The organism is Campylobacter sp. CNRCH_2014_2452, assembly GCF_025772865.1.
Classification (GTDB): domain Bacteria; phylum Campylobacterota; class Campylobacteria; order Campylobacterales; family Campylobacteraceae; genus Campylobacter_D; species Campylobacter_D lari_D.
Genome location: NZ_JAKMSX010000003.1, coordinates 189,247 through 206,973, shown reverse-complemented (window position 1 = coordinate 206,973; position 17,727 = coordinate 189,247). Strand labels below are relative to the sequence as shown.

Genomic DNA, 17,727 nt, shown 5'->3' with positions numbered 1-17,727 from the left:
TGTTTAAGGCTTTTCACCTTAAACACCAGCTAAAGCTAAAAGATCGCTTACTTTTTCACACTTTTTAAGATCATCACCGCTAATTTGCTTGCCAAGTGAGTTTTTAAATAATACCATGATAGATACAAAAGCTAAGCTATCCCATTCATCAATATCATCTAAAATCATATCTTCTTTTAGTGTTTCATCCATATGCATAGCTTCGCTAATAGCTTCTAATAATTCTTCTTTAGTCATTTTTTTCTCCTTTATAAATTGAAATTGTATCAGTTTTAAAGTTTTTATCAAAATTTATATAAGCACTCCCCCAAGCATATCCAGCACCAAAAGCACTTAAAATAGCACTAAAATCATTTTTTTGTATTTCACAAAGTAAAGCAGGTAAAGAGCAAGCGCTTAAATTAGCATATTTTGACATCAAAAAATTTGGTGCTTTAGAGCTATCAATACCCAAGTCATTTATAATAGAATCAACTAAAAATTGATTGGATTGATGTAATAAAAAATAATCCACTTCATCTTTACTTTTTTCACAAAAATCAAGCATTTCTTTTATGCTTTGGCTCTCAAGATTAAGTGCTTGGTTAAAAATTTCAGCCCCATCCATGTAAAGATTATCTAAGCTCCTATGCTTATTGGTTTGAAATATTTCTTTATTGGAGCTTTTACTCTCATCAAGTTTAGCAAAAGCTCTATTGGGTATGATGAGTTTGTCAAAACCTTCTCCATTAGAATAAAGCTTAAAAAACGATTTTTCATTTGCACTGCTTGTGAGTGTTGCACTTACTCCATCGCCAAAGATTGGAGCTAAATTTGCATTTAAAGGATTTATGGTTTTGCTTAAAGTATCACCGCAAATTAATAAAATATTTTTTGCATTTTGATTTTCTAAAAAAGAAAAAGCTATAAATAAGCCATATAAATACCCCGAACACGCTTGATTTACATCAAAAGCTATGGTTTGAGGTTTTAAATTTAATCGTTTGTGAAGATAGTTTGCGCATGATGGCATAAAAAAATCAGGAGTTTGTGTAACAAAAATCACCATATCAAGCTTATTTTTATCAAAATCAAGCATTTTAAATAAATTTATACTTGCTTCATAGGCTAAATCTGTTGTGCTAATATTTTCATCAGCGATAAATCTTTCTTGTATGCCTGAAATTTTTTTCATTCTTTTTAGCATTTTGACATCATTTTGAAAAACATCTTCTAAGCAATCATCTATGTTTATACATTTATTAGGCACGCAAACGCTTATGCCTGCTATTTTGGCTTTATTAAAACTAGCTTTCAATTATAAGTCCTTCGTAATTTATCATTTCTTTTTGGATTAGAGCAAAATTTTCTTTTATATTTGCATTTAAACTATATAAAAATTCTAAAAATGGCATATTTCTTTCGCCCTTTTGAAAGTATAAAATACATTCTTTTGTATTAAAATGCAGGTGTAATAACTCTATAGCTTTATATAGCATAATTTTTTCAAGCTTTCTTCCTAAGGCTCTGCAACTTATGCAAAGATCTTTTATGATTAAATTTGTTTCATCTTTATAAGCTAAAAAAATTGCTATAATGCCACTATCACTTAATTTATCACTCATGCTTATAGTCAAAATAGCATGTTTTTGCATAAATTCTTCACACTCTTTTAAGCTTAATCTTGAGTAATTTGATATAAATTGATTAGTTTTATTAAGTAGTTGTGAAATTCTTTCAAGTTCATCTGCGTGGTTGATATGAAATTTCAAACAAATTTGTAATTTTTCAAAATACTCTTTAGGGCTAAGCTTGCTAAGTTCTTGTCTTTGTAAATTTGCTTTAATATCAGCACTTCTTAACTCATCTTCTTTGCTAAAGATTGTTTTTAAAAGTCTAGGATAGAGCTTTAAACTATAAGCACTATTTTCATCAGCTAGCAAGGTGTTAATATGAAGGTGTGATACATTTTCAATTTCGGCTATATTATCATCAATAAATAGCACACTATCAAAAGCTATATTAAAAAAATTTACAATTTCTTTAATATTTTCGTCTTTACTTTTCCAATTAGCCCTGATCATACTAAAATCATCAAGTTGTAATAAAAAGTCTTTTCTTTGTGAAAAAAGTTTTTTTACATCATCTTCTTCATTTTTTGAAGCGATGGCAAGTAAAAAACCTTGATTTTTTAAATTTAAAAGCTCACTTTGTAAGGCTTTATGATTGCTAGATAAAGTAAGATTTTCAATGCCATCTTCGCCTAAAATTCCTTGGTATAAGGTATTATCAAGATCTATGATGATTGCTTTTAAAGCTGGTTGCAAGAAGCTAGGTAGGATTTTTAGTCCTAGAATTTGGGCTAATTTTACACAAGCTTTATTACTAAGTCTGCTTGCATTTATTTCAAAATTACTATCATCTATGATGAGATTTTCATCTAAAAAGGGCTTTAGTATTTTGCAAATACTATATTCTTTTAAGCTTGTATTACCAAGTAAAAGTGTGATGATAGGAGCGTTGCTAATGCTTGATAGCTCTTGTATTTTTTCTTTGATAAAATCATCTACATTTTTTTTATAATTGTTTAAATCTATAAATATGATGTTTAAATCTGCTTTTTGAAAATTATCATAACTTAAACTATCATCATAAGAGCTTATGTTAAATTCAGCCTTTAATTTACTAAAGGCTAAAAATGCATTTAGTATGCTTGAAATCACTTCAAAAGAGTGATTTCTAAAAACATTAATAGCAATTTTTTTATAATGATTTTCCTTGCTAAGTTTTATGAGATCATTTCTTTTTAAATTTGGTAAAAAAAGATTCATTCTTTGACCAAAACTACTGCCATTACAATAGCATTTTTTGTTTTTAGTGCTTTTTCTAAAGAATAATTATTCGCCATAAAATATTCACATTCTTTGATTTTCAATCCTGCTTTATTAAGTAATTCTTTAACTTCATCAGGATGAGAAAATAAATAAATATGATCAATTGCAGGAGCGTTGATAGGTATAGTCGCAAAGATTTCTCCATTATCATTTAATAAGGCTTTTACATCTTTCATAAATTGTAAAGGTTGTTCAACATGTTCTAAAACCTCTCCCATTACTACCAAATCAGCTTTGTTGTTAAACTCACATTTGGTAAAATCTTTACATATAAATTCGCATTTAGTATTTATTTTGCCAAACTGATTTTCTACCATATCCTTGCTCATTTGACAACTTATAGGAGATATATCGATGCCAAAATATTCTTTAAATTTTTGACTTCTTAGGGCTTTAACAAAAAATTCACCATGTCCTGGTCCTATTTCAAGATAGGTATTTTCTTGATTTTGTTTTTCATCTATATACTTAGCAAAATATCTTCTAACCTCAATATGAGCATTCCATATAAAAGAAGATATAGCAAGACCTACCATGTATTGCTTCATATAATTTTCATTAAAATACACCACATTTTCTACTTCTGCTAAGGTGCTATATCTATATTTTCCAAATTCTATAAAATATCTAGTTTCTTCTAAAGTATCATTTAATACAACTATATAGCTTTGAGCTTGTTCTTCTAAAGTAATATTTAGTGTATCTTTGTAATAAACAATAAGCTTTTCTAAATCTTCATATTCTTCTTTAGAGAGTTGTAATCCATCTAAACATTTTTTGTGTAGTGGATTTTTTTCTTCTATTAGTTTAAATAATTCTTTTGTATTTTCTAGCATAATTTCTCCTTAATAGCTTGCAAAAGTTCATTTTGTGATTTTAGCTGACTTAATTCATCTTTACTAAATTTGATTTCAAATTCTTCTTCTAAGCTCATGATTATATCAATATGATTTAAAGAAGTCCAATTTTTGCAATTTTGCATGCTTAAATTTGAATTTTCATCAACTTTTACTTCTAGTATATTTTCTAAAATTTCATAAAATTTATTTTCCATGATTAATCCTGTAATATAAAAATATTTTTATCTTCATCAAGAGCATTTTTTATCGCTTCTTTGTATTCTTTTGTATGAAATAAACATATAGTTGCACCACCAAAATTTTCGTATATAAAATTTTTTGTTTTTTTAGTAATATAGTTTATATTATCGACATTTGGTAAAGATTTTTTATCTAAATGTCTAACATAAAATTTTATTTTTTTATCATGCATTCTGTTTTGTTCGTCTATTATTTTTCCGTGAAAATCTTTAAAATATCTGTAATCTACTCGGTATTCTTCTTCGATATAATGAGTTAGAGTGTGTCCTGTAGTGCTTCCAAAAAGTATATATTTTCCATTTTCTTGTGTTAAAATATCATACACACAATTTTCTCCAAAACAACTTGTAGTGTCCTTTAAAAACAATTCTTCTTTGGCTCCTTTTATAGCAAAGGAAAATATAGGATCATTAGTGCGTTTTACTCCTGCTTGTTTGCGAAAATATTCATTTAAAGCACCCATTTTTGTAGGAGAATTTAATTTATCATAAACTTCATTTTTGCAAAAACTATAAGTAAAAGTAGGCATGATTAAAGTACCTTCTTTACCTATAACTTCAAAAAAACAATCTAATATAGTTTGTAAAAATTCATTTCTAGGAAGCAAGGGTGTGCCAAAATTAAAAAGTTCAGTATGCACACACAAAATATCGCCTTTTTTGATGCCAAGTTTTCTGAAAGCTTCTATTAAGTCAATATTAGAGTATTTTTTATCATTATGTTCTAAGAAATATTTCATTTTATCAATCCGTGAAATTTTAATTTTTCTATTAAATCTTTTAATTCATAAGCTTGCATGTTTAGCTTTGAGGCTATATCTAAAACATCGTTTTTACCATCGCAATATGCTAAAAAATTACATGATATTGGTATATCATTGGTTGAAGAAGTATTGATAGTATGGTATAAGCCTCTTTTACCTAAATTAGGTTCGCAAAATATCGTATTTTGATAAAATTCATTAACCTCTAAATTCATAATGATTTCTTGCATAGCTTTTAAGCCACCTTGCAATCCCTCTTCACTGATGAAATTTAAGTCATCCTTGCTAGTATGATATTCTTTATACTCTAGATACTTACTTCTACAAATTCCGACTACGGGTAAATTTACTAAAGGAGCACAGTATTGTCTCTCATCGCTTCCTCTATCTAAAAAGCTAAATTCTTTAAAATTATTTTTTTCTTTTAAGGTATGCAAAGCTACTTTATCTGCTAGGGTATTTTCACTTGGAGTGTGAATGAGTGAGTAAGCATTATCATCACCTATACAAGAGAGTACAAAACCTGCTTTGGTATGTTTTTGTAAGTGCTTTAAATGTTTACTAAGATAAACTATACTCCCTATGGTTTCAGGAGTAAAAATAAAACGATAATTGTATTTTCTCTCTTTAAGTTCTAAAAGCCATTTAGCTAAAAATGTAGCTACCACAGGACCACTTAACTCGTTATTTGCCATAGATGGATGACAAAGATAAGTGGAAATTAAAATTTCATCTTTTGTTTCTTGTGTGCTAGGTATGAGCAAGTCAGCATAGTTTAAAACTCCATTTTCATGGTGTTTTGCATCTATGAAAACTTTATATTTTCCTTCTTTTAGTTTAACTCTATCTTCATGTTTTATACAAAACCCCCAACGCCTTTTATAATAGCTTGTCACATAAGGTATGGCATCAGGCATATCCTCTATAGAGTAAAGATGCTCTTGTAAGCTTGCTAGATCAAGCTCTGTGTCTATTCCTGTGCTATAGTTTAACATATGAAGATTATTTTGCTTAAAATCACAAATTTTTTCTCCATTTGGAGTGATGATATAAGCATCGTTTATCTCCCATTCAGCAGGTACTTCCCAATCAAATACTTTACTCCCGCTTGCTATAGAGTGAATTTTTAATATACCCCCCCCATAGCTTCATCAAGTATTTTTAAGCTTTGTCTAAAGCCTTTCCCGGTAATACTTCTGCATATAGGAAAAAGCTCACAAGCTAGCTCATACATACTTTTACTCACAACAAGCCTTTTTAGTTTCTTCTAAAATCTTAAATAAACTATCTTTAATAAATTGTGCTTCTTTTAAATTCATTTCTTGATGAGCAGGTATGCTAAGTTCAGCTTTATAAAAATTATCCGCATTTTCTAAGAATAAATTTCCATATAAGTTTTTATAATAACTAAACTCATAAGTAGGCTTATAATGCACTTGTATACCTATGTCCAAATTTAATAATTTTTCAAAAATAATCTCTTTTTGGCAATAAAACTCAGGAAAAAGCAAAATAGGATATAAATGTCTTGAGCTTTTTTTATAATCTTTGATTTTTATAGTGCTAAAATAAGGATTTTTTTCAAATTCTTTATCGTAAAAACTTGTGATGATTTCTCTTTTTTCTAGCATATTATCAAGTTTTTTTAGTTGATTTATACCTAAAGCACAAGCTACATCACTTAAACGATAATTATAGCCTAGTTCAATCATATCACTATCCCAAAGCCTTTTTTTGACTATACCATGACTTCTTAAAAGCTTGATTTTTGAGATTAATTCCTCATCATTGCTAACAACCGCACCACCTTCAAAGGTTGTGATAGGTTTAACCGGATGAAAAGAAAATATGCTCAAATCCCCCATAGAACCTACTTTTTGATCTTTATAAATAGCACCTAGAGCATGACTTGCATCATCAATTAGTGGGATGTTGTGTTGTTTAGCTAAGGCTAGGATTTCATCCATCTCTACACTATTTCCCGCAAAATCAACCACGCAAATTGCTCCTATATTAGAGCTATCTTGGCTTAATCTTAAAGCAAGTTTTTTCTCATCAATATTTCCATCGCTTTTTACATCTATAAACTCAACCCTAGCACCTGCCATTAAAGCTGCATTTGCAGTTGCAGCAAAGGTAATGGGGGTTGTTAAGACAATTTTATCTTTTACATTTAAAGATAAATATGCAAGGTGTAAAGCAGAAGTAGCTGAATTTAGCACGCAAGCATATTTTACACCTACATATTCACAAAGGGCTTGTTCAAATTCTTCAACCTTTTTTCCACCGGTTAAAAAATCATCTTTTAAAGCCTCACAAACTACTTGTATGTCTTGTTCGTCAATATTTTGATGAGAATAAGTTATCATTTTTCAAGCTCTGTATGATTTATTATATTTAAAAGCTCTTCTTGGCTAATCCATGATGGATTATTATCAGAGCTATAAGAAAAGCCATTAGAAACTTTTTTACCCTTTTGTCCTTTTGCATTTATACTAAAATCAACATTAGTGTTATTAAATTGAATACTTGGATTAATAGCATAATAATTTTCAAATTCATAAGTTAAATGACTATCATCACTTGAAATCATAATTTCATGTAGTTTTTCACCTGCTCTTATACCTATGATTTTATGAGCTAAATTAGGAGCCATAGTTTTAGCTAAATCAACGATTTTCATAGAAGGAATTTTTGGTACGAAAATTTCCCCTCCATGCATATAGGCAAAATTATTCAGCACGAAATTAACCCCATCTTCTAAGGATATCCAAAATCTTGTCATTCTCTCATCTGTGATAGGAAGTTCTTTAGCACCTTCATTGATTAGTTTTTTAAAAAATGGTATGACAGATCCTCTTGAACCTACTACATTACCATATCTTGTAACGCTAAATTTAGTATGAGAATTTCCTGCGATGTTGTTTGCTGCTACAAAAAGCTTATCACTTGCAAGCTTTGTAGCTCCATATAAATTAATAGGATTGCATGCTTTATCAGTTGAAAGAGCGATACATTTTTCTACATTATTTTCCAAACACGCATCGATTACATTTTGTGCTCCATGGATATTAGTTTTTATACATTCCATTGGATTATATTCTGCAATTGGCACATGTTTCATAGCAGCTGCATGAATGACAAAATCAACATCCTTCATTGCTATGCTCAATCTTTCTTTATCTCTTACATCGCCTATAAAATAACGCATACAATCATCATTAAATTCTCTTACCATTTCAAATTGTTTTAACTCATCTCTTGAATAAATGATGATTTTTTTAGGTTTGTATTTTTGAAGTAAAGTTTTAGTATAAGTTTTTCCAAAACTTCCTGTGCCACCGGTGATTAAAATGCTTTTTCCATTAAACATATATATTTTCCTATTACTTGACTAAGTTTTTATATCGGTTGAAAATAAAATTATTTTAAAATTCTTGGTAAAGTTATACCTGTTTGAGCTTGGTATTTACCCTTCTTATCAGCATATGTTACATCACAAGGTTCATCTCCTTGTAAAAATAAAACTTGAGCTATACCCTCATTAGCATAAATTTTAGCAGGTAGTGGGGTTGTGTTTGAAATTTCTATAGTGATATGTCCTTCAAAACCTGGCTCAAAAGGAGTTACATTTACTATAATGCCACATCTTGCATAAGTGCTTTTGCCAAGACAAATAGCCAAAACATCATTTGGCATTTTAAAATACTCAACTGTTCTTGCAAGCGCGAAAGAATTTGCAGGTACTATACATACATCGCCTATAAAATCTACTACATTTTCTTCTACAAAATTTTTAGGATCTACAACAGTGGAATTTACATTAGTGAAAATCTTAAATTCTCTTCCAACTCTTATATCATATCCATAGCTTGAAAGCCCATAACTAACTATACCTTTACCTATATTTGCTTCACAAAATGGCTCTATCATATTGTGCTCTAATGCCATTTTTTTGATCCAATTATCTGCTTTTAAGCCCATTTTTGTCCTTTATAATTAAAGTGAATTTTTAAATTATATCTTAAAATAAAAGTAAAAAATAAATAATTGAAGTTATTTTTAGTATTTTTATATATAATTATAAATTAAGTCTTATAAATTAAGGAGAATATATGACAAAAGAAGAAATCAAAGAACTAATGCAACTTTTTGCAGAAGCAAATATAAGCAAGATTAAAATAAAAGAACAAGATGGATTTGAAATAGAACTTGAAAGAGATATGTGTTGTGAATTACCAGCTCCAGCTCCTGTTGCTCCAGCTCCACAGCCAATTAATGTAAATGTAGTTAATGAAACCAAAGCAAGCTCAAACTCTTCTAATAAACCGACTATCAATAGCCCTATGGTAGGTACTTTTTATCAAGCTCCAAGCCCAGGTGCAGCACCTTTTGCTAAAGCAGGACAAACTATTAAAAAAGGAAGTACTATAGCAATTATTGAAGCGATGAAAATTATGAATGAAATCGAAGCTGAATATGATTGTAGGATAGTAGAAGTATTAGTTGCAGATGGTCAGCCTGTAGAATTTGGTATGCCTTTATTTGTGGTGGAGAAATTATAAAATGGAAATTAAAAAAGTTTTAATAGCAAATCGTGGAGAAATTGCATTAAGAGCTTTAAGAACTGTAAAAGAAATGGGAAAAAAAGCAATTTGTGTGTATTCTACTGCAGATAAAGATGCTTTGTATTTAAAATATGCTGATGCGAGTATTTGCATAGGAAATGCTAGAAGTTCAGAAAGCTATTTAAATATCCCAGCTATTATTAGTGCAGCTGAAATTAGCGAAGCGGATGCGATTTTTCCAGGATATGGATTTTTAAGTGAAAATCAAAATTTTGTTGAAATTTGTGCAAAACATAATATCAAATTCATAGGTCCTTCAGTAGCTGCTATGGCACTAATGAGTGATAAAAGTAAAGCAAAACAAGTAATGCAAAGAGCAGGTGTGCCTGTAATCCCAGGAAGCGATGGGGCTTTAGGTGGGGTTGAAGCAGCAAAAAAACTTGCTAAAGAAATAGGCTATCCTGTGATTTTAAAGGCAGCAGCAGGTGGTGGCGGCCGTGGTATGCGTGTAGTTGAAGATGAAAAAGATTTAGAAAAAGCTTACTGGTCAGCAGAAAGTGAAGCGATGAGTGCTTTTGGCGATGGAACTATGTATATGGAAAAATATATCCAAAACCCACGCCATATAGAAGTGCAAATCATAGGAGATAGCTTTGGAAATGTGATACATTTGGGTGAGAGAGATTGCTCTATGCAAAGACGCCATCAAAAACTTATAGAAGAATCTCCTGCAATTTTACTAGATGAAAAAACAAGAGCAAGACTTCATGAAACAGCAGTTAAAGCTGCTAAGGCTATTGATTATGAAGGTGCGGGAACTTTTGAGTTTTTAGTGGATAAAAATTTAGATTTTTATTTTATCGAGATGAATACGCGTTTGCAGGTTGAGCATTGTGTGAGTGAGATGGTAAGCGGGGTAGATATTATCGAGCTTATGATTAAAGTAGCAGAAGGGTATCCTTTGCCAAAACAAGAAGAAATTAAACTTAAGGGTCATTCTATAGAATGTAGAATTACTGCTGAAGATTCTAAAACTTTCTTACCTTGCCCAGGTAAAATCACAAAATATGTAGCTCCTGCAGGACGCAATGTAAGAATGGAAAGCCATTGTTATCAAGATTATAGTGTGCCTCCATATTATGATTCTATGATTGGAAAATTAGTCGTTTGGGGAGAAGATAGAAACACAGCTATAGCTAAAATGAAAATAGCCTTGCAAGAGCTTATTGTAGGTGGGATAAAAACAACCAAGGATTTTCATTTAGCGATGATGGATAATGCAGATTTTATCAATAATAATTATGATACAAATTATCTTTCAAGACATTAATTGAAGATAGGTTTTAACCTATCTTAATTCTTCTATATGAGCATTTGCTCTTATTTTATCAAGATGATTTTTTAAGGCTTGTTCTTTTTGAGTTAGGGTATAGACATTGCTAACTTGATCTTTGATTAAATCAAATTCGATAGGATTTTTACCATATTTTTCTTTTACAAAATACACTATATAAGCGTTTTCGCCATTTAACACTGGAGTAAATTCTCCTATTTTTGTATTATTTAACAAAGCAAGTAATCTTGGATCTAAACTAGCTGCGTTTAAACTAATGGCTTTTGATTTAATTTGAGAATTTTTATACATAGGATTTTGTGCAAGCTGTTGTAAAAGTTCAGGATTGGTAGAATTATAAACAACTAAGTCTATATTTGAAAAAGTGCTAAATTTATCAAGATTGCTTTCATAAAAATGTTTTAGTGTTTCATCATCAATATTGATTTTTGCATTTTGCATTATGCTTCTATAAAGTTTTTCTCTTTCAAGATCTTTTCTAATTTTGTTTTTAAAAACTTCAAAACTTAAACCATCTTTTTCTATCTTTGCTTGCAAACCATTAATGTCAGTTTTATTGCCTTTTGCTATTTGGGCTAATTTTTCATTAAGTTCAAAAGTGCTTACATAAATTCCTAGCTTTTTAGCTTCGCTTTGTTGAACTTTATCATCTACTAAAAATGCTATAGCTTTTTGTTTGTCATTAGTTTTTAATTCTTTCATAGTTTGTTCTATATCATAAAGAGTAATAGGTTGATTTTCTACTACCATTGCTACACCACCAAGGGTTTGAGCATATAAAATATTTGCAGCAAAACAACAAGATATTAAAAATTTTCTCATATAAAACCTTTATTTAAGTGTAAATATAGCATTATAACAATAAAAATTTAAAAAAGGTAAAAATATGCAAGAAATCACAACGCGTTTTGCTCCTTCTCCAACAGGATATTTGCACATAGGAGGGCTTAGAACAGCTTTATATAATTATCTTTATGCAAGAAAAAATAAGGGTAAATTTTTATTGCGTATTGAAGATACGGATTTAAAAAGAAATTCACAAGAAGCTACGCAAGCTATTATAGAAGCATTTAAATGGTGTGGGCTTGATTATGATGGGACGATTGAGTATCAATCTCAAAGATTTGATATTTATAAAAAATACATTCAAAAATTATTAGATGAGGGCAAGGCTTATTATTGTTATATGAGCAAAGAAGAGCTTGATGAGTTAAGAGCTAAGCAAGAAGCAGCTAAAGAGCGTCCAAAATATGATGGTAGATATAGAGATTTTAAAGGAACTCCCCCAAGTGGTATTGAGCCTGTGGTGCGTATAAAAGCACCACAAAGTGGAGAGATTAAATTTATAGATGGCATTAAAGGCGAGGTTAGTTTTAAGGCTGAAGATATCTTAGATGATTTTGTAATTGCAAGAAGCGATGGTAGCCCAATTTATAATTTAACCGTTGTAATTGATGATGCACTAATGGGTGTGAGTGATGTTATAAGAGGAGATGATCATTTATCAAATACTCCAAAACAAATTGTCCTTTATGAAGCACTAGGCTTTAAAATACCTAAATTTTATCATGTAGCTATGATACATGGTGAAGATGGCAAGAAACTTTCTAAGCGTCATGGAGCAACTGATGTGATGGAATATAAAAATATGGGGATTTTACCTCAAGCCCTGCTTAATTTCTTAGTGCGTCTTGGTTGGAGTCATGGCGATGATGAAATTTTTTCTTTAGAAAGTATGCAAGAGCTTTTTGATCCAAATCATATTAACAAAAGTGCTTCTTGCTATAATTTTAAAAAATTAGAATGGCTTAATGCTCATTATATTAAAACTTTACCTTTTGAAGAAATCAATAGACAATTAAAAGATTTAGGATTTGATTTAAGTCAGTATGAAAAAGCAGGCTTTTTGCTAGATATGTTAAGAGAGAGAGCTAAAACCTTACATGATATTATTAGTGGGGCTAAAGTGTTACTAAATGACCCAAAAGAATATAATCAAAAGGCTGTAGATAAATTTCTCAATGTTACAAATTTAACTTATTTGGAAAAATACGCTATGGTTTTAAATGAGCAAAAAAATGCTTGTGAATTTGAAGAATTAACTAATCAATTCTTAGAAGAAAATAATCTTAAGTTAAAAGATCTAGCTCAAGCTATACGCATTGCACTCACAGGAAACTCGGTTAGTCCTAGTATATTTGAAGTATTGGAATTTTTAGGAGTGCAAAAGGCTAAACTTAGGATAAAAAATTTACTAAATTATATGAAGGAAAAATAATGAATTTAAAAGAAGAGGCTTTAGAATATCACTTAGGTGGTAAAGTAGATATTGTTGCTAGAAAGCCTATGGATAGTGCACATGATTTATCTTTGGCGTATTCTCCTGGGGTTGCTGAACCTTGTATTGAGATAGCAAAAGATGAAACTTTAGCTTATAAATACACTAATAAAGCTAATTTAGTTGCTATAGTAAGCGATGGTAGTGCGGTTTTGGGACTTGGCAATATAGGAGCGAGTGCAAGCAAACCTGTTATGGAAGGAAAAGCTTGTTTGTTTAAAAAATTTGCTAATGTTAATGCTTATGATTTGGAAATTAATGCTCATAGTATAGACGAGATTGTTACCTTTTGTAAAGCTATAGCACCTACTTTTGGAGGAATTAATTTAGAAGATATTTCAGCACCAAAATGCTTTGAAATAGAAGCTGCTTTGCAAGATCTTGGAATTCCTGTAATGCATGATGACCAACATGGAACTGCGATCATTTCTACAGCAGGATTAATGAATGCTATGGAAATTAGTGGTAAAAAATTTGAAGATATTAAAGTAGTGGTAAGTGGTGCAGGTGCAGCAGGTATTGCAAGTGCTAGAATGTATAGAAATTTAGGGGTTAAAAATATCGTTTTAGTAGATAGTAAAGGTGTGATTAATACTCAAAGAGATGATTTAAATAAATACAAACTAGAATTTGTAAGCGATACCAAAGATAGCACTTTAAGAGAAGCTTTAAAAGGTGCTGATGTATTTTTGGGTTTGAGTGCACCTAAGATTTTAGATGATGAGATGATTTTAAGTATGGCAAAAGATCCCGTGATTTTTGCATTAGCTAATCCTGTACCTGAAGTAATGCCAGAAGATGTTAAAAGAGTTAGAAACGATGCTATAGTTGGAACAGGTAGAAGTGATTATCCAAATCAAATTAATAATGTTTTAGGTTTTCCTTTTATCTTTAGAGGAGCTTTAGATGTAAAGGCAACTAAAATTACTGAAAATATGAAAATAGCAGCTGCAAAAGCTTTGGCTGATTTAGCTAAGCTTGAAGTAACTGATGAGGTAAAACAAGCTTATGGAGTAGAAGAGCTTAGTTTTGGTAGAGATTATGTGATACCAAAACCATTTGATAGCAGAGTAAAAGCTGTAGTTAGTGCTGCGGTAGCAAAAGCTGCGGTTGAAGATGGAGTAGCTTTGATAAATAATTTTGATTATCAGAGATATTTTGATAGTTTAAAATAATTTTTTATAAATTAAGTTTTATTTAAAATAATTTTTTATTATAAAACTTAATTTTATCTATTTTTTATTGTTTATATGAGTTATAAAAACATATTTTTTAAAAATCATTTAAAAAATATGTTTTAAATGTTACTTTTTTTCTTTTTAAATTATATAAATTTGATATTACTAGTGTTTTTAATAAAATTAATTTATATTTAAGATATTTTTTAATAGGATATTTTTACTTAATCATAGAAAGGTCGAGATGATTTTTGGTAAGATAGATTATCTTAATTTACTCCCTTTACATATCTATCTTAAAAAATCAGCTTTTCCTAGCTATGTTAAGCAAACTACAGAATACAAAAAAGGGGTTCCTAGTAAGCTAAATCGCCATTTGTATTTTAGACGCATTGATGCAGCGATTATCTCAAGTGTTGAAAGTCGTAGAAAAAAATACAAAACCTTAAATGTGGGGATTTGCGCAAGCAAAAAGGTAAAAAGCGTTTTAGTGAAAAAACAATCTGAAAGCAAAGAAGATGCAAGCTCTGCAACTTCTAATGCTCTTGCAAAAGTTTTAAAGCAAAAAGGGGAGGTTATCATCGGTGATAAGGCTTTAAAACTTTATTTGCAAAATCCAAAAGATTATATTGATTTATGCGAATTATGGTATGAAAAGACAAAACTACCTTTTGTTTTTGCTCGATTTTCTTGTATTAAAAATTTTTCTATTTATAAAAAAATGATGAAAAATTTCACAAAAAGTAAAATTTTCATTCCGCAATATATTTTGCTAGATTATTCTAAGTCAAGAAATCTTTCTCAAAAAGAAATTAGTGCATATTTAAAGCTAATTTACTACAAAATAGGAACAAAGGAGCAAAAGGCGCTAAAAAAATTTTTAGCCAATGCAAACAGCAAGATACTATAAAAAGGACAATTTATGAGTATAGCTAAACAATATATCAATGAAACCTTAGAAAAAATTCAAGCAACTTCCCCAAGACAACCTATCTTTTTTCAAGCAGCAACTGAAGTGTTAAATTCTTTAGAACCTTTACTTGAATCTAACAAAACTTATCAAGATCATGCTATATTAGAGCGTATTGTTATGCCTGAAAAAACGACTATATTTAGAGTTGTATATATCAATGATGCGGGTAAAGCTCAAACGCATTTTGGTTATAGAGTGCAGTTTAATTCTAGTTTAGGACCTTATAAAGGTGGGATCAGATTTCATCCTAGTGTAGATTTAGATGTTTTGAAATTTTTAGGTTTTGAACAAATTTTCAAAAACTCTCTAACAGGTTTAATGATAGGGGGAGCTAAAGGAGGAGCAAATTTTGACCCTAAAGGCAAAAGCGAAGCAGAAATTATGCGTTTTTGTCAAGCTTTTATGGTCGAGCTTTCAAAAATCATAGGTGCAAGCACTGATGTGCCAGCAGGTGATATAGGGGTTGGTGCTAGAGAAATTGGATATATGTTTGGAGCTTATAAGAAAATTAGCTCTAATTTTGATGGAACTTTAACGGGAAAGAAAATTCCATGGGGTGGAAGTTTAGTAAGAACAGAAGCAACAGGGTATGGCTGTGTGTATTTTACTCAAGAAATGCTAGCAAAATATAACAATGCATTAGAAGGAAAAGAGTGTGCAGTTTCAGGTAGTGGAAATGTGGCAATTTATACCATAGAAAAATTACATCAACTTGGTGCAAAAGCAATCACAATAAGCGATAGCGATGGATTTGTTTATGATAAAGATGGGATAGATTTAGATTTATTAAAAGAAATTAAGGAAGTAAAAAGAGCTAGAGTGAGTGATTATGCAATGCTTAAAAAAGGTGCTATTTTTACTCCAAAAAGTGCGTATAAACAAGGTTGTAATGGAGTATGGAGTATACCTTGTGATATAGCTTTTCCAAGTGCTACGCAAAATGAATTAAATTTAGAAGATATTAAAACCTTATATCACAATGGTTGTCGTATGGTAGCAGAGGGAGCTAATATGCCAAGCACACTTGAAGCGATCGATTTTATGTTAAATCAAAAAGACTTTTTATTTGCGCCAGCTAAGGCTGCTAATGCAGGTGGTGTAGCGACTTCTCAACTTGAAATGCAACAAAATGCAAGTATGTGTCAATGGAGCTTTGAGGAAGTTGATGCAAAATTACATAAGATTATGAAAAATATTTTTGAAAATTCATACGAGTATGCAAAAGCTTATAATCATGAAGGAAATTTAGTAGTAGGCTCAAATATAGCAGGCTTTAAAAAAGTAGCTGATGCGATGATTGATCATGGTTATATTTAAAAAGATGGCTTAAATGCCATCTTTAGTGTATATAAAAAAAGCTTGTTATTTGATTAGCGATTTTTTCTTCTAAAGACTCTTTGGCTCTGTCTATATTGCCAAGATAAGCAGTTCTTGCTAAAAGCGAGGTGCTTTGAGTAGAGTTTTTGGAGCTAATTTGTAAATTAACTTGCAAAAGATAGTAATTTTCTACTTCCATTTCAAAAACATCATCTATTTTATCAAAATCATTATAAAAAAATCTCGCATTAGAAGCGCGTAATCTTTGTGCGTAAGAAAATTTCTTAAAATCTACTATATTGATATAAATTTTATAATCACTCTGAACATTATTTAAAACTAAGCCTAAATTTTGTAATTTTTGAGCGAGCTTGGCTTCTAAATTTGTGTTTAATTTTGAAGGATTATTGATGTGTAAAGAAAAACTTTGATTTTTATTAGCATGCAGGAAAATACCTTCATTATTTGTTTGGATAAAAGTTTGCATAGGGCCTGTGCAAGCACTTAAAAATAGTGCAAACACAAGCAAGAAAAAATTATTTTTGAGCATCGATTATAGTTGGCACAGCACGAAGACCAAGTTTAGAGTATTTTGCGAAAGTTTCTCTTACTGCTTTAACCTCAGCTTCACTAGGTTTTTTATAATCTTTTAAATTTTTATCATAATATTTTTTCATGATAGCGATTTTTTGTGCATCATCTTTAGCATTTTTACTTTCTTTGTAAATTAATGCAGATTTTTCAAAAGCACTAGTATCATGGATAGGGGTTAAGATAAATTTCACTTGATGGGTTTTTAGTGTTTCTTCTATTTTATCTAAATGCATTCTACAATATGGACATTCAGGATCGCTAAAAACATAAAGTAAAGGTTTGTTTTTATCGCCTAAAGAAATAAACATTTTTTCTTTTTTAAGTTCAACTAGAGCTTTTTTTGAAAATTCAGCTTGTTGTTTTTCCATGAGTTTTGCTTGATAAACTTGAGAGTAAAATTCACCTTTTTTTACATCAATTACTTCAGTTGTGATGATATTATCTTGAGTGAAAACGATTTCTTGGAAATTTTTACCACTAATTTCAAAATTAACTATCACAGCTTCAAAGTTAGTGTCAGGAATTTTTTCTCTACTAGAAACACTAATGTTTGCATTTGATAAATTTGGATTTTTCTTAAAAAAATTAATAATTTCTTCATTGCTTGCAGCAAATAAAGAGCTAGCAAGGGTTAAGAGAGCTAAAGATTTTTTCATCATTTTCCTTTGT

18 protein-coding genes and 1 pseudogene are annotated in these 17,727 nt (G+C 30.1%); 6 read left to right on the top strand and 13 right to left on the bottom strand.

The window, feature by feature from the left end:
• Positions 1-18: 18 nt before the first annotated feature.
• The 10 genes and pseudogenes from L8X38_RS03140 to dcd all read right to left on the bottom strand — a co-directional run bounded on the left by L8X38_RS03140 (position 19) and on the right by dcd (position 8,720).
• Positions 19-237, bottom strand: a complete 219-nt coding sequence (locus L8X38_RS03140; RefSeq protein WP_214100219.1) for an acyl carrier protein — start codon at positions 235-237, stop codon at positions 19-21.
• Entirely contained in the window at positions 230-1,297 is a 1,068-nt protein-coding gene (locus L8X38_RS03135; RefSeq protein WP_263661275.1) for a beta-ketoacyl-ACP synthase III, read from the bottom strand. Before L8X38_RS03135 ends, L8X38_RS03140 begins: the two co-directional genes overlap by 8 nt.
• On the bottom strand, positions 1,287-2,810 hold the full coding sequence (locus tag L8X38_RS03130) for an HAD-IIIC family phosphatase (RefSeq protein WP_263661274.1): 1,524 nt from the start codon (positions 2,808-2,810) through the stop codon (positions 1,287-1,289). Before L8X38_RS03130 ends, L8X38_RS03135 begins: the two co-directional genes overlap by 11 nt.
• Positions 2,807-3,709, bottom strand: coding sequence for a class I SAM-dependent methyltransferase (locus L8X38_RS03125; RefSeq protein ID WP_263661273.1), 903 nt, complete (start codon positions 3,707-3,709; stop codon positions 2,807-2,809). Before L8X38_RS03125 ends, L8X38_RS03130 begins: the two co-directional genes overlap by 4 nt.
• Positions 3,703-3,927 (bottom strand): acyl carrier protein, encoded by a 225-nt coding sequence (locus L8X38_RS03120; RefSeq protein WP_087699877.1) that lies wholly within the window; start codon positions 3,925-3,927, stop codon positions 3,703-3,705. Before L8X38_RS03120 ends, L8X38_RS03125 begins: the two co-directional genes overlap by 7 nt.
• A 2-nt stretch (positions 3,928-3,929) precedes the next feature.
• Positions 3,930-4,712: an AAC(3) family N-acetyltransferase gene (locus tag L8X38_RS03115; protein ID WP_263661272.1), complete on the bottom strand. Its 783-nt coding sequence runs from the start codon at positions 4,710-4,712 to the stop codon at positions 3,930-3,932.
• Positions 4,709-5,970, bottom strand: a pseudogene (locus L8X38_RS03110) (DUF4910 domain-containing protein). The gene L8X38_RS03115 and the pseudogene L8X38_RS03110 overlap by 4 nt, the downstream one beginning before the upstream one ends.
• Positions 5,971-5,974: 4 nt before the next feature.
• A complete protein-coding gene (pseC, locus tag L8X38_RS03105; protein WP_263661271.1) occupies positions 5,975-7,105 on the bottom strand; it encodes a UDP-4-amino-4,6-dideoxy-N-acetyl-beta-L-altrosamine transaminase in 1,131 nt (376 codons plus the stop codon).
• Positions 7,102-8,109, bottom strand: a complete 1,008-nt coding sequence (pseB, locus tag L8X38_RS03100) for a UDP-N-acetylglucosamine 4,6-dehydratase (inverting) (protein WP_263661270.1) — start codon at positions 8,107-8,109, stop codon at positions 7,102-7,104. Before pseB ends, pseC begins: the two co-directional genes overlap by 4 nt.
• Positions 8,110-8,159: 50 nt before the next feature.
• Positions 8,160-8,720: a dCTP deaminase gene (dcd, locus tag L8X38_RS03095; protein ID WP_147574697.1), complete on the bottom strand. Its 561-nt coding sequence runs from the start codon at positions 8,718-8,720 to the stop codon at positions 8,160-8,162.
• 131 nt (positions 8,721-8,851) lie between these two features.
• On the opposite strand from dcd, the gene accB reads away from it, so the two are divergent.
• Positions 8,852-9,301 (top strand): acetyl-CoA carboxylase biotin carboxyl carrier protein, encoded by a 450-nt coding sequence (gene accB / locus L8X38_RS03090; RefSeq protein ID WP_039626958.1) that lies wholly within the window; start codon positions 8,852-8,854, stop codon positions 9,299-9,301.
• Between the two features lies 1 nt (position 9,302).
• Positions 9,303-10,634, top strand: coding sequence for an acetyl-CoA carboxylase biotin carboxylase subunit (locus L8X38_RS03085; RefSeq protein ID WP_039619123.1), 1,332 nt, complete (start codon positions 9,303-9,305; stop codon positions 10,632-10,634).
• An 18-nt stretch (positions 10,635-10,652) separates the two neighbouring features.
• Here the strand turns inward: L8X38_RS03085 and L8X38_RS03080 are convergent, their stop codons facing one another.
• Positions 10,653-11,480, bottom strand: a complete 828-nt coding sequence (locus L8X38_RS03080) for a peptidylprolyl isomerase (protein ID WP_258108145.1) — start codon at positions 11,478-11,480, stop codon at positions 10,653-10,655.
• Positions 11,481-11,544: 64 nt separating this feature from the next.
• On the opposite strand from L8X38_RS03080, the gene gltX reads away from it, so the two are divergent.
• The 4 genes from gltX (at position 11,545) to gdhA (ending at position 16,464) form a co-directional block, all read left to right on the top strand.
• Positions 11,545-12,936, top strand: a complete 1,392-nt coding sequence (gene gltX, locus L8X38_RS03075; RefSeq protein WP_263661269.1) for a glutamate--tRNA ligase — start codon at positions 11,545-11,547, stop codon at positions 12,934-12,936.
• Positions 12,936-14,171: a malic enzyme-like NAD(P)-binding protein gene (locus L8X38_RS03070; RefSeq protein WP_133319773.1), complete on the top strand. Its 1,236-nt coding sequence runs from the start codon at positions 12,936-12,938 to the stop codon at positions 14,169-14,171. Before gltX ends, L8X38_RS03070 begins: the two co-directional genes overlap by 1 nt.
• Positions 14,172-14,418: 247 nt before the next feature.
• Positions 14,419-15,084: an MqnA/MqnD/SBP family protein gene (locus L8X38_RS03065; RefSeq protein WP_133319772.1), complete on the top strand. Its 666-nt coding sequence runs from the start codon at positions 14,419-14,421 to the stop codon at positions 15,082-15,084.
• A 12-nt stretch (positions 15,085-15,096) separates the two neighbouring features.
• Positions 15,097-16,464 (top strand): NADP-specific glutamate dehydrogenase, encoded by a 1,368-nt coding sequence (gene gdhA / locus L8X38_RS03060; RefSeq protein WP_263661268.1) that lies wholly within the window; start codon positions 15,097-15,099, stop codon positions 16,462-16,464.
• Positions 16,465-16,486: 22 nt separating this feature from the next.
• Here the strand turns inward: gdhA and L8X38_RS03055 are convergent, their stop codons facing one another.
• Positions 16,487-17,014: a hypothetical protein gene (locus tag L8X38_RS03055; RefSeq protein ID WP_133319770.1), complete on the bottom strand. Its 528-nt coding sequence runs from the start codon at positions 17,012-17,014 to the stop codon at positions 16,487-16,489.
• The gene (locus L8X38_RS03050; RefSeq protein ID WP_220566922.1) at positions 17,001-17,714 is read right to left on the bottom strand and encodes a thioredoxin fold domain-containing protein; all 714 of its coding nucleotides are present in this window, start codon (positions 17,712-17,714) and stop codon (positions 17,001-17,003) included. The genes L8X38_RS03055 and L8X38_RS03050 overlap by 14 nt, the downstream gene beginning before the upstream one ends.
• Positions 17,715-17,727: the final 13 nt, after the last annotated feature.

Coding starts and splice junctions, on each gene's coding strand:
- L8X38_RS03125 (WP_263661273.1), bottom strand. CDS start 3,709: ATGCTAGAAAATACAAAAGAATTATTTAAACTAATAGAAGAAAAAAAT.
- L8X38_RS03080 (WP_258108145.1), bottom strand. CDS start 11,480: ATGAGAAAATTTTTAATATCTTGTTGTTTTGCTGCAAATATTTTATAT.
- L8X38_RS03085 (WP_039619123.1), top strand. CDS start 9,303: ATGGAAATTAAAAAAGTTTTAATAGCAAATCGTGGAGAAATTGCATTA.
- pseC (WP_263661271.1), bottom strand. CDS start 7,105: ATGATAACTTATTCTCATCAAAATATTGACGAACAAGACATACAAGTA.
- L8X38_RS03065 (WP_133319772.1), top strand. CDS start 14,419: ATGATTTTTGGTAAGATAGATTATCTTAATTTACTCCCTTTACATATC.
- L8X38_RS03050 (WP_220566922.1), bottom strand. CDS start 17,714: ATGAAAAAATCTTTAGCTCTCTTAACCCTTGCTAGCTCTTTATTTGCT.
- gltX (WP_263661269.1), top strand. CDS start 11,545: ATGCAAGAAATCACAACGCGTTTTGCTCCTTCTCCAACAGGATATTTG.
- L8X38_RS03140 (WP_214100219.1), bottom strand. CDS start 237: ATGACTAAAGAAGAATTATTAGAAGCTATTAGCGAAGCTATGCATATG.
- L8X38_RS03070 (WP_133319773.1), top strand. CDS start 12,936: ATGAATTTAAAAGAAGAGGCTTTAGAATATCACTTAGGTGGTAAAGTA.
- accB (WP_039626958.1), top strand. CDS start 8,852: ATGACAAAAGAAGAAATCAAAGAACTAATGCAACTTTTTGCAGAAGCA.
- L8X38_RS03130 (WP_263661274.1), bottom strand. CDS start 2,810: ATGAATCTTTTTTTACCAAATTTAAAAAGAAATGATCTCATAAAACTT.
- L8X38_RS03120 (WP_087699877.1), bottom strand. CDS start 3,927: ATGGAAAATAAATTTTATGAAATTTTAGAAAATATACTAGAAGTAAAA.
- dcd (WP_147574697.1), bottom strand. CDS start 8,720: ATGGGCTTAAAAGCAGATAATTGGATCAAAAAAATGGCATTAGAGCAC.
- L8X38_RS03115 (WP_263661272.1), bottom strand. CDS start 4,712: ATGAAATATTTCTTAGAACATAATGATAAAAAATACTCTAATATTGAC.
- L8X38_RS03055 (WP_133319770.1), bottom strand. CDS start 17,014: ATGCTCAAAAATAATTTTTTCTTGCTTGTGTTTGCACTATTTTTAAGT.
- pseB (WP_263661270.1), bottom strand. CDS start 8,109: ATGTTTAATGGAAAAAGCATTTTAATCACCGGTGGCACAGGAAGTTTT.
- gdhA (WP_263661268.1), top strand. CDS start 15,097: ATGAGTATAGCTAAACAATATATCAATGAAACCTTAGAAAAAATTCAA.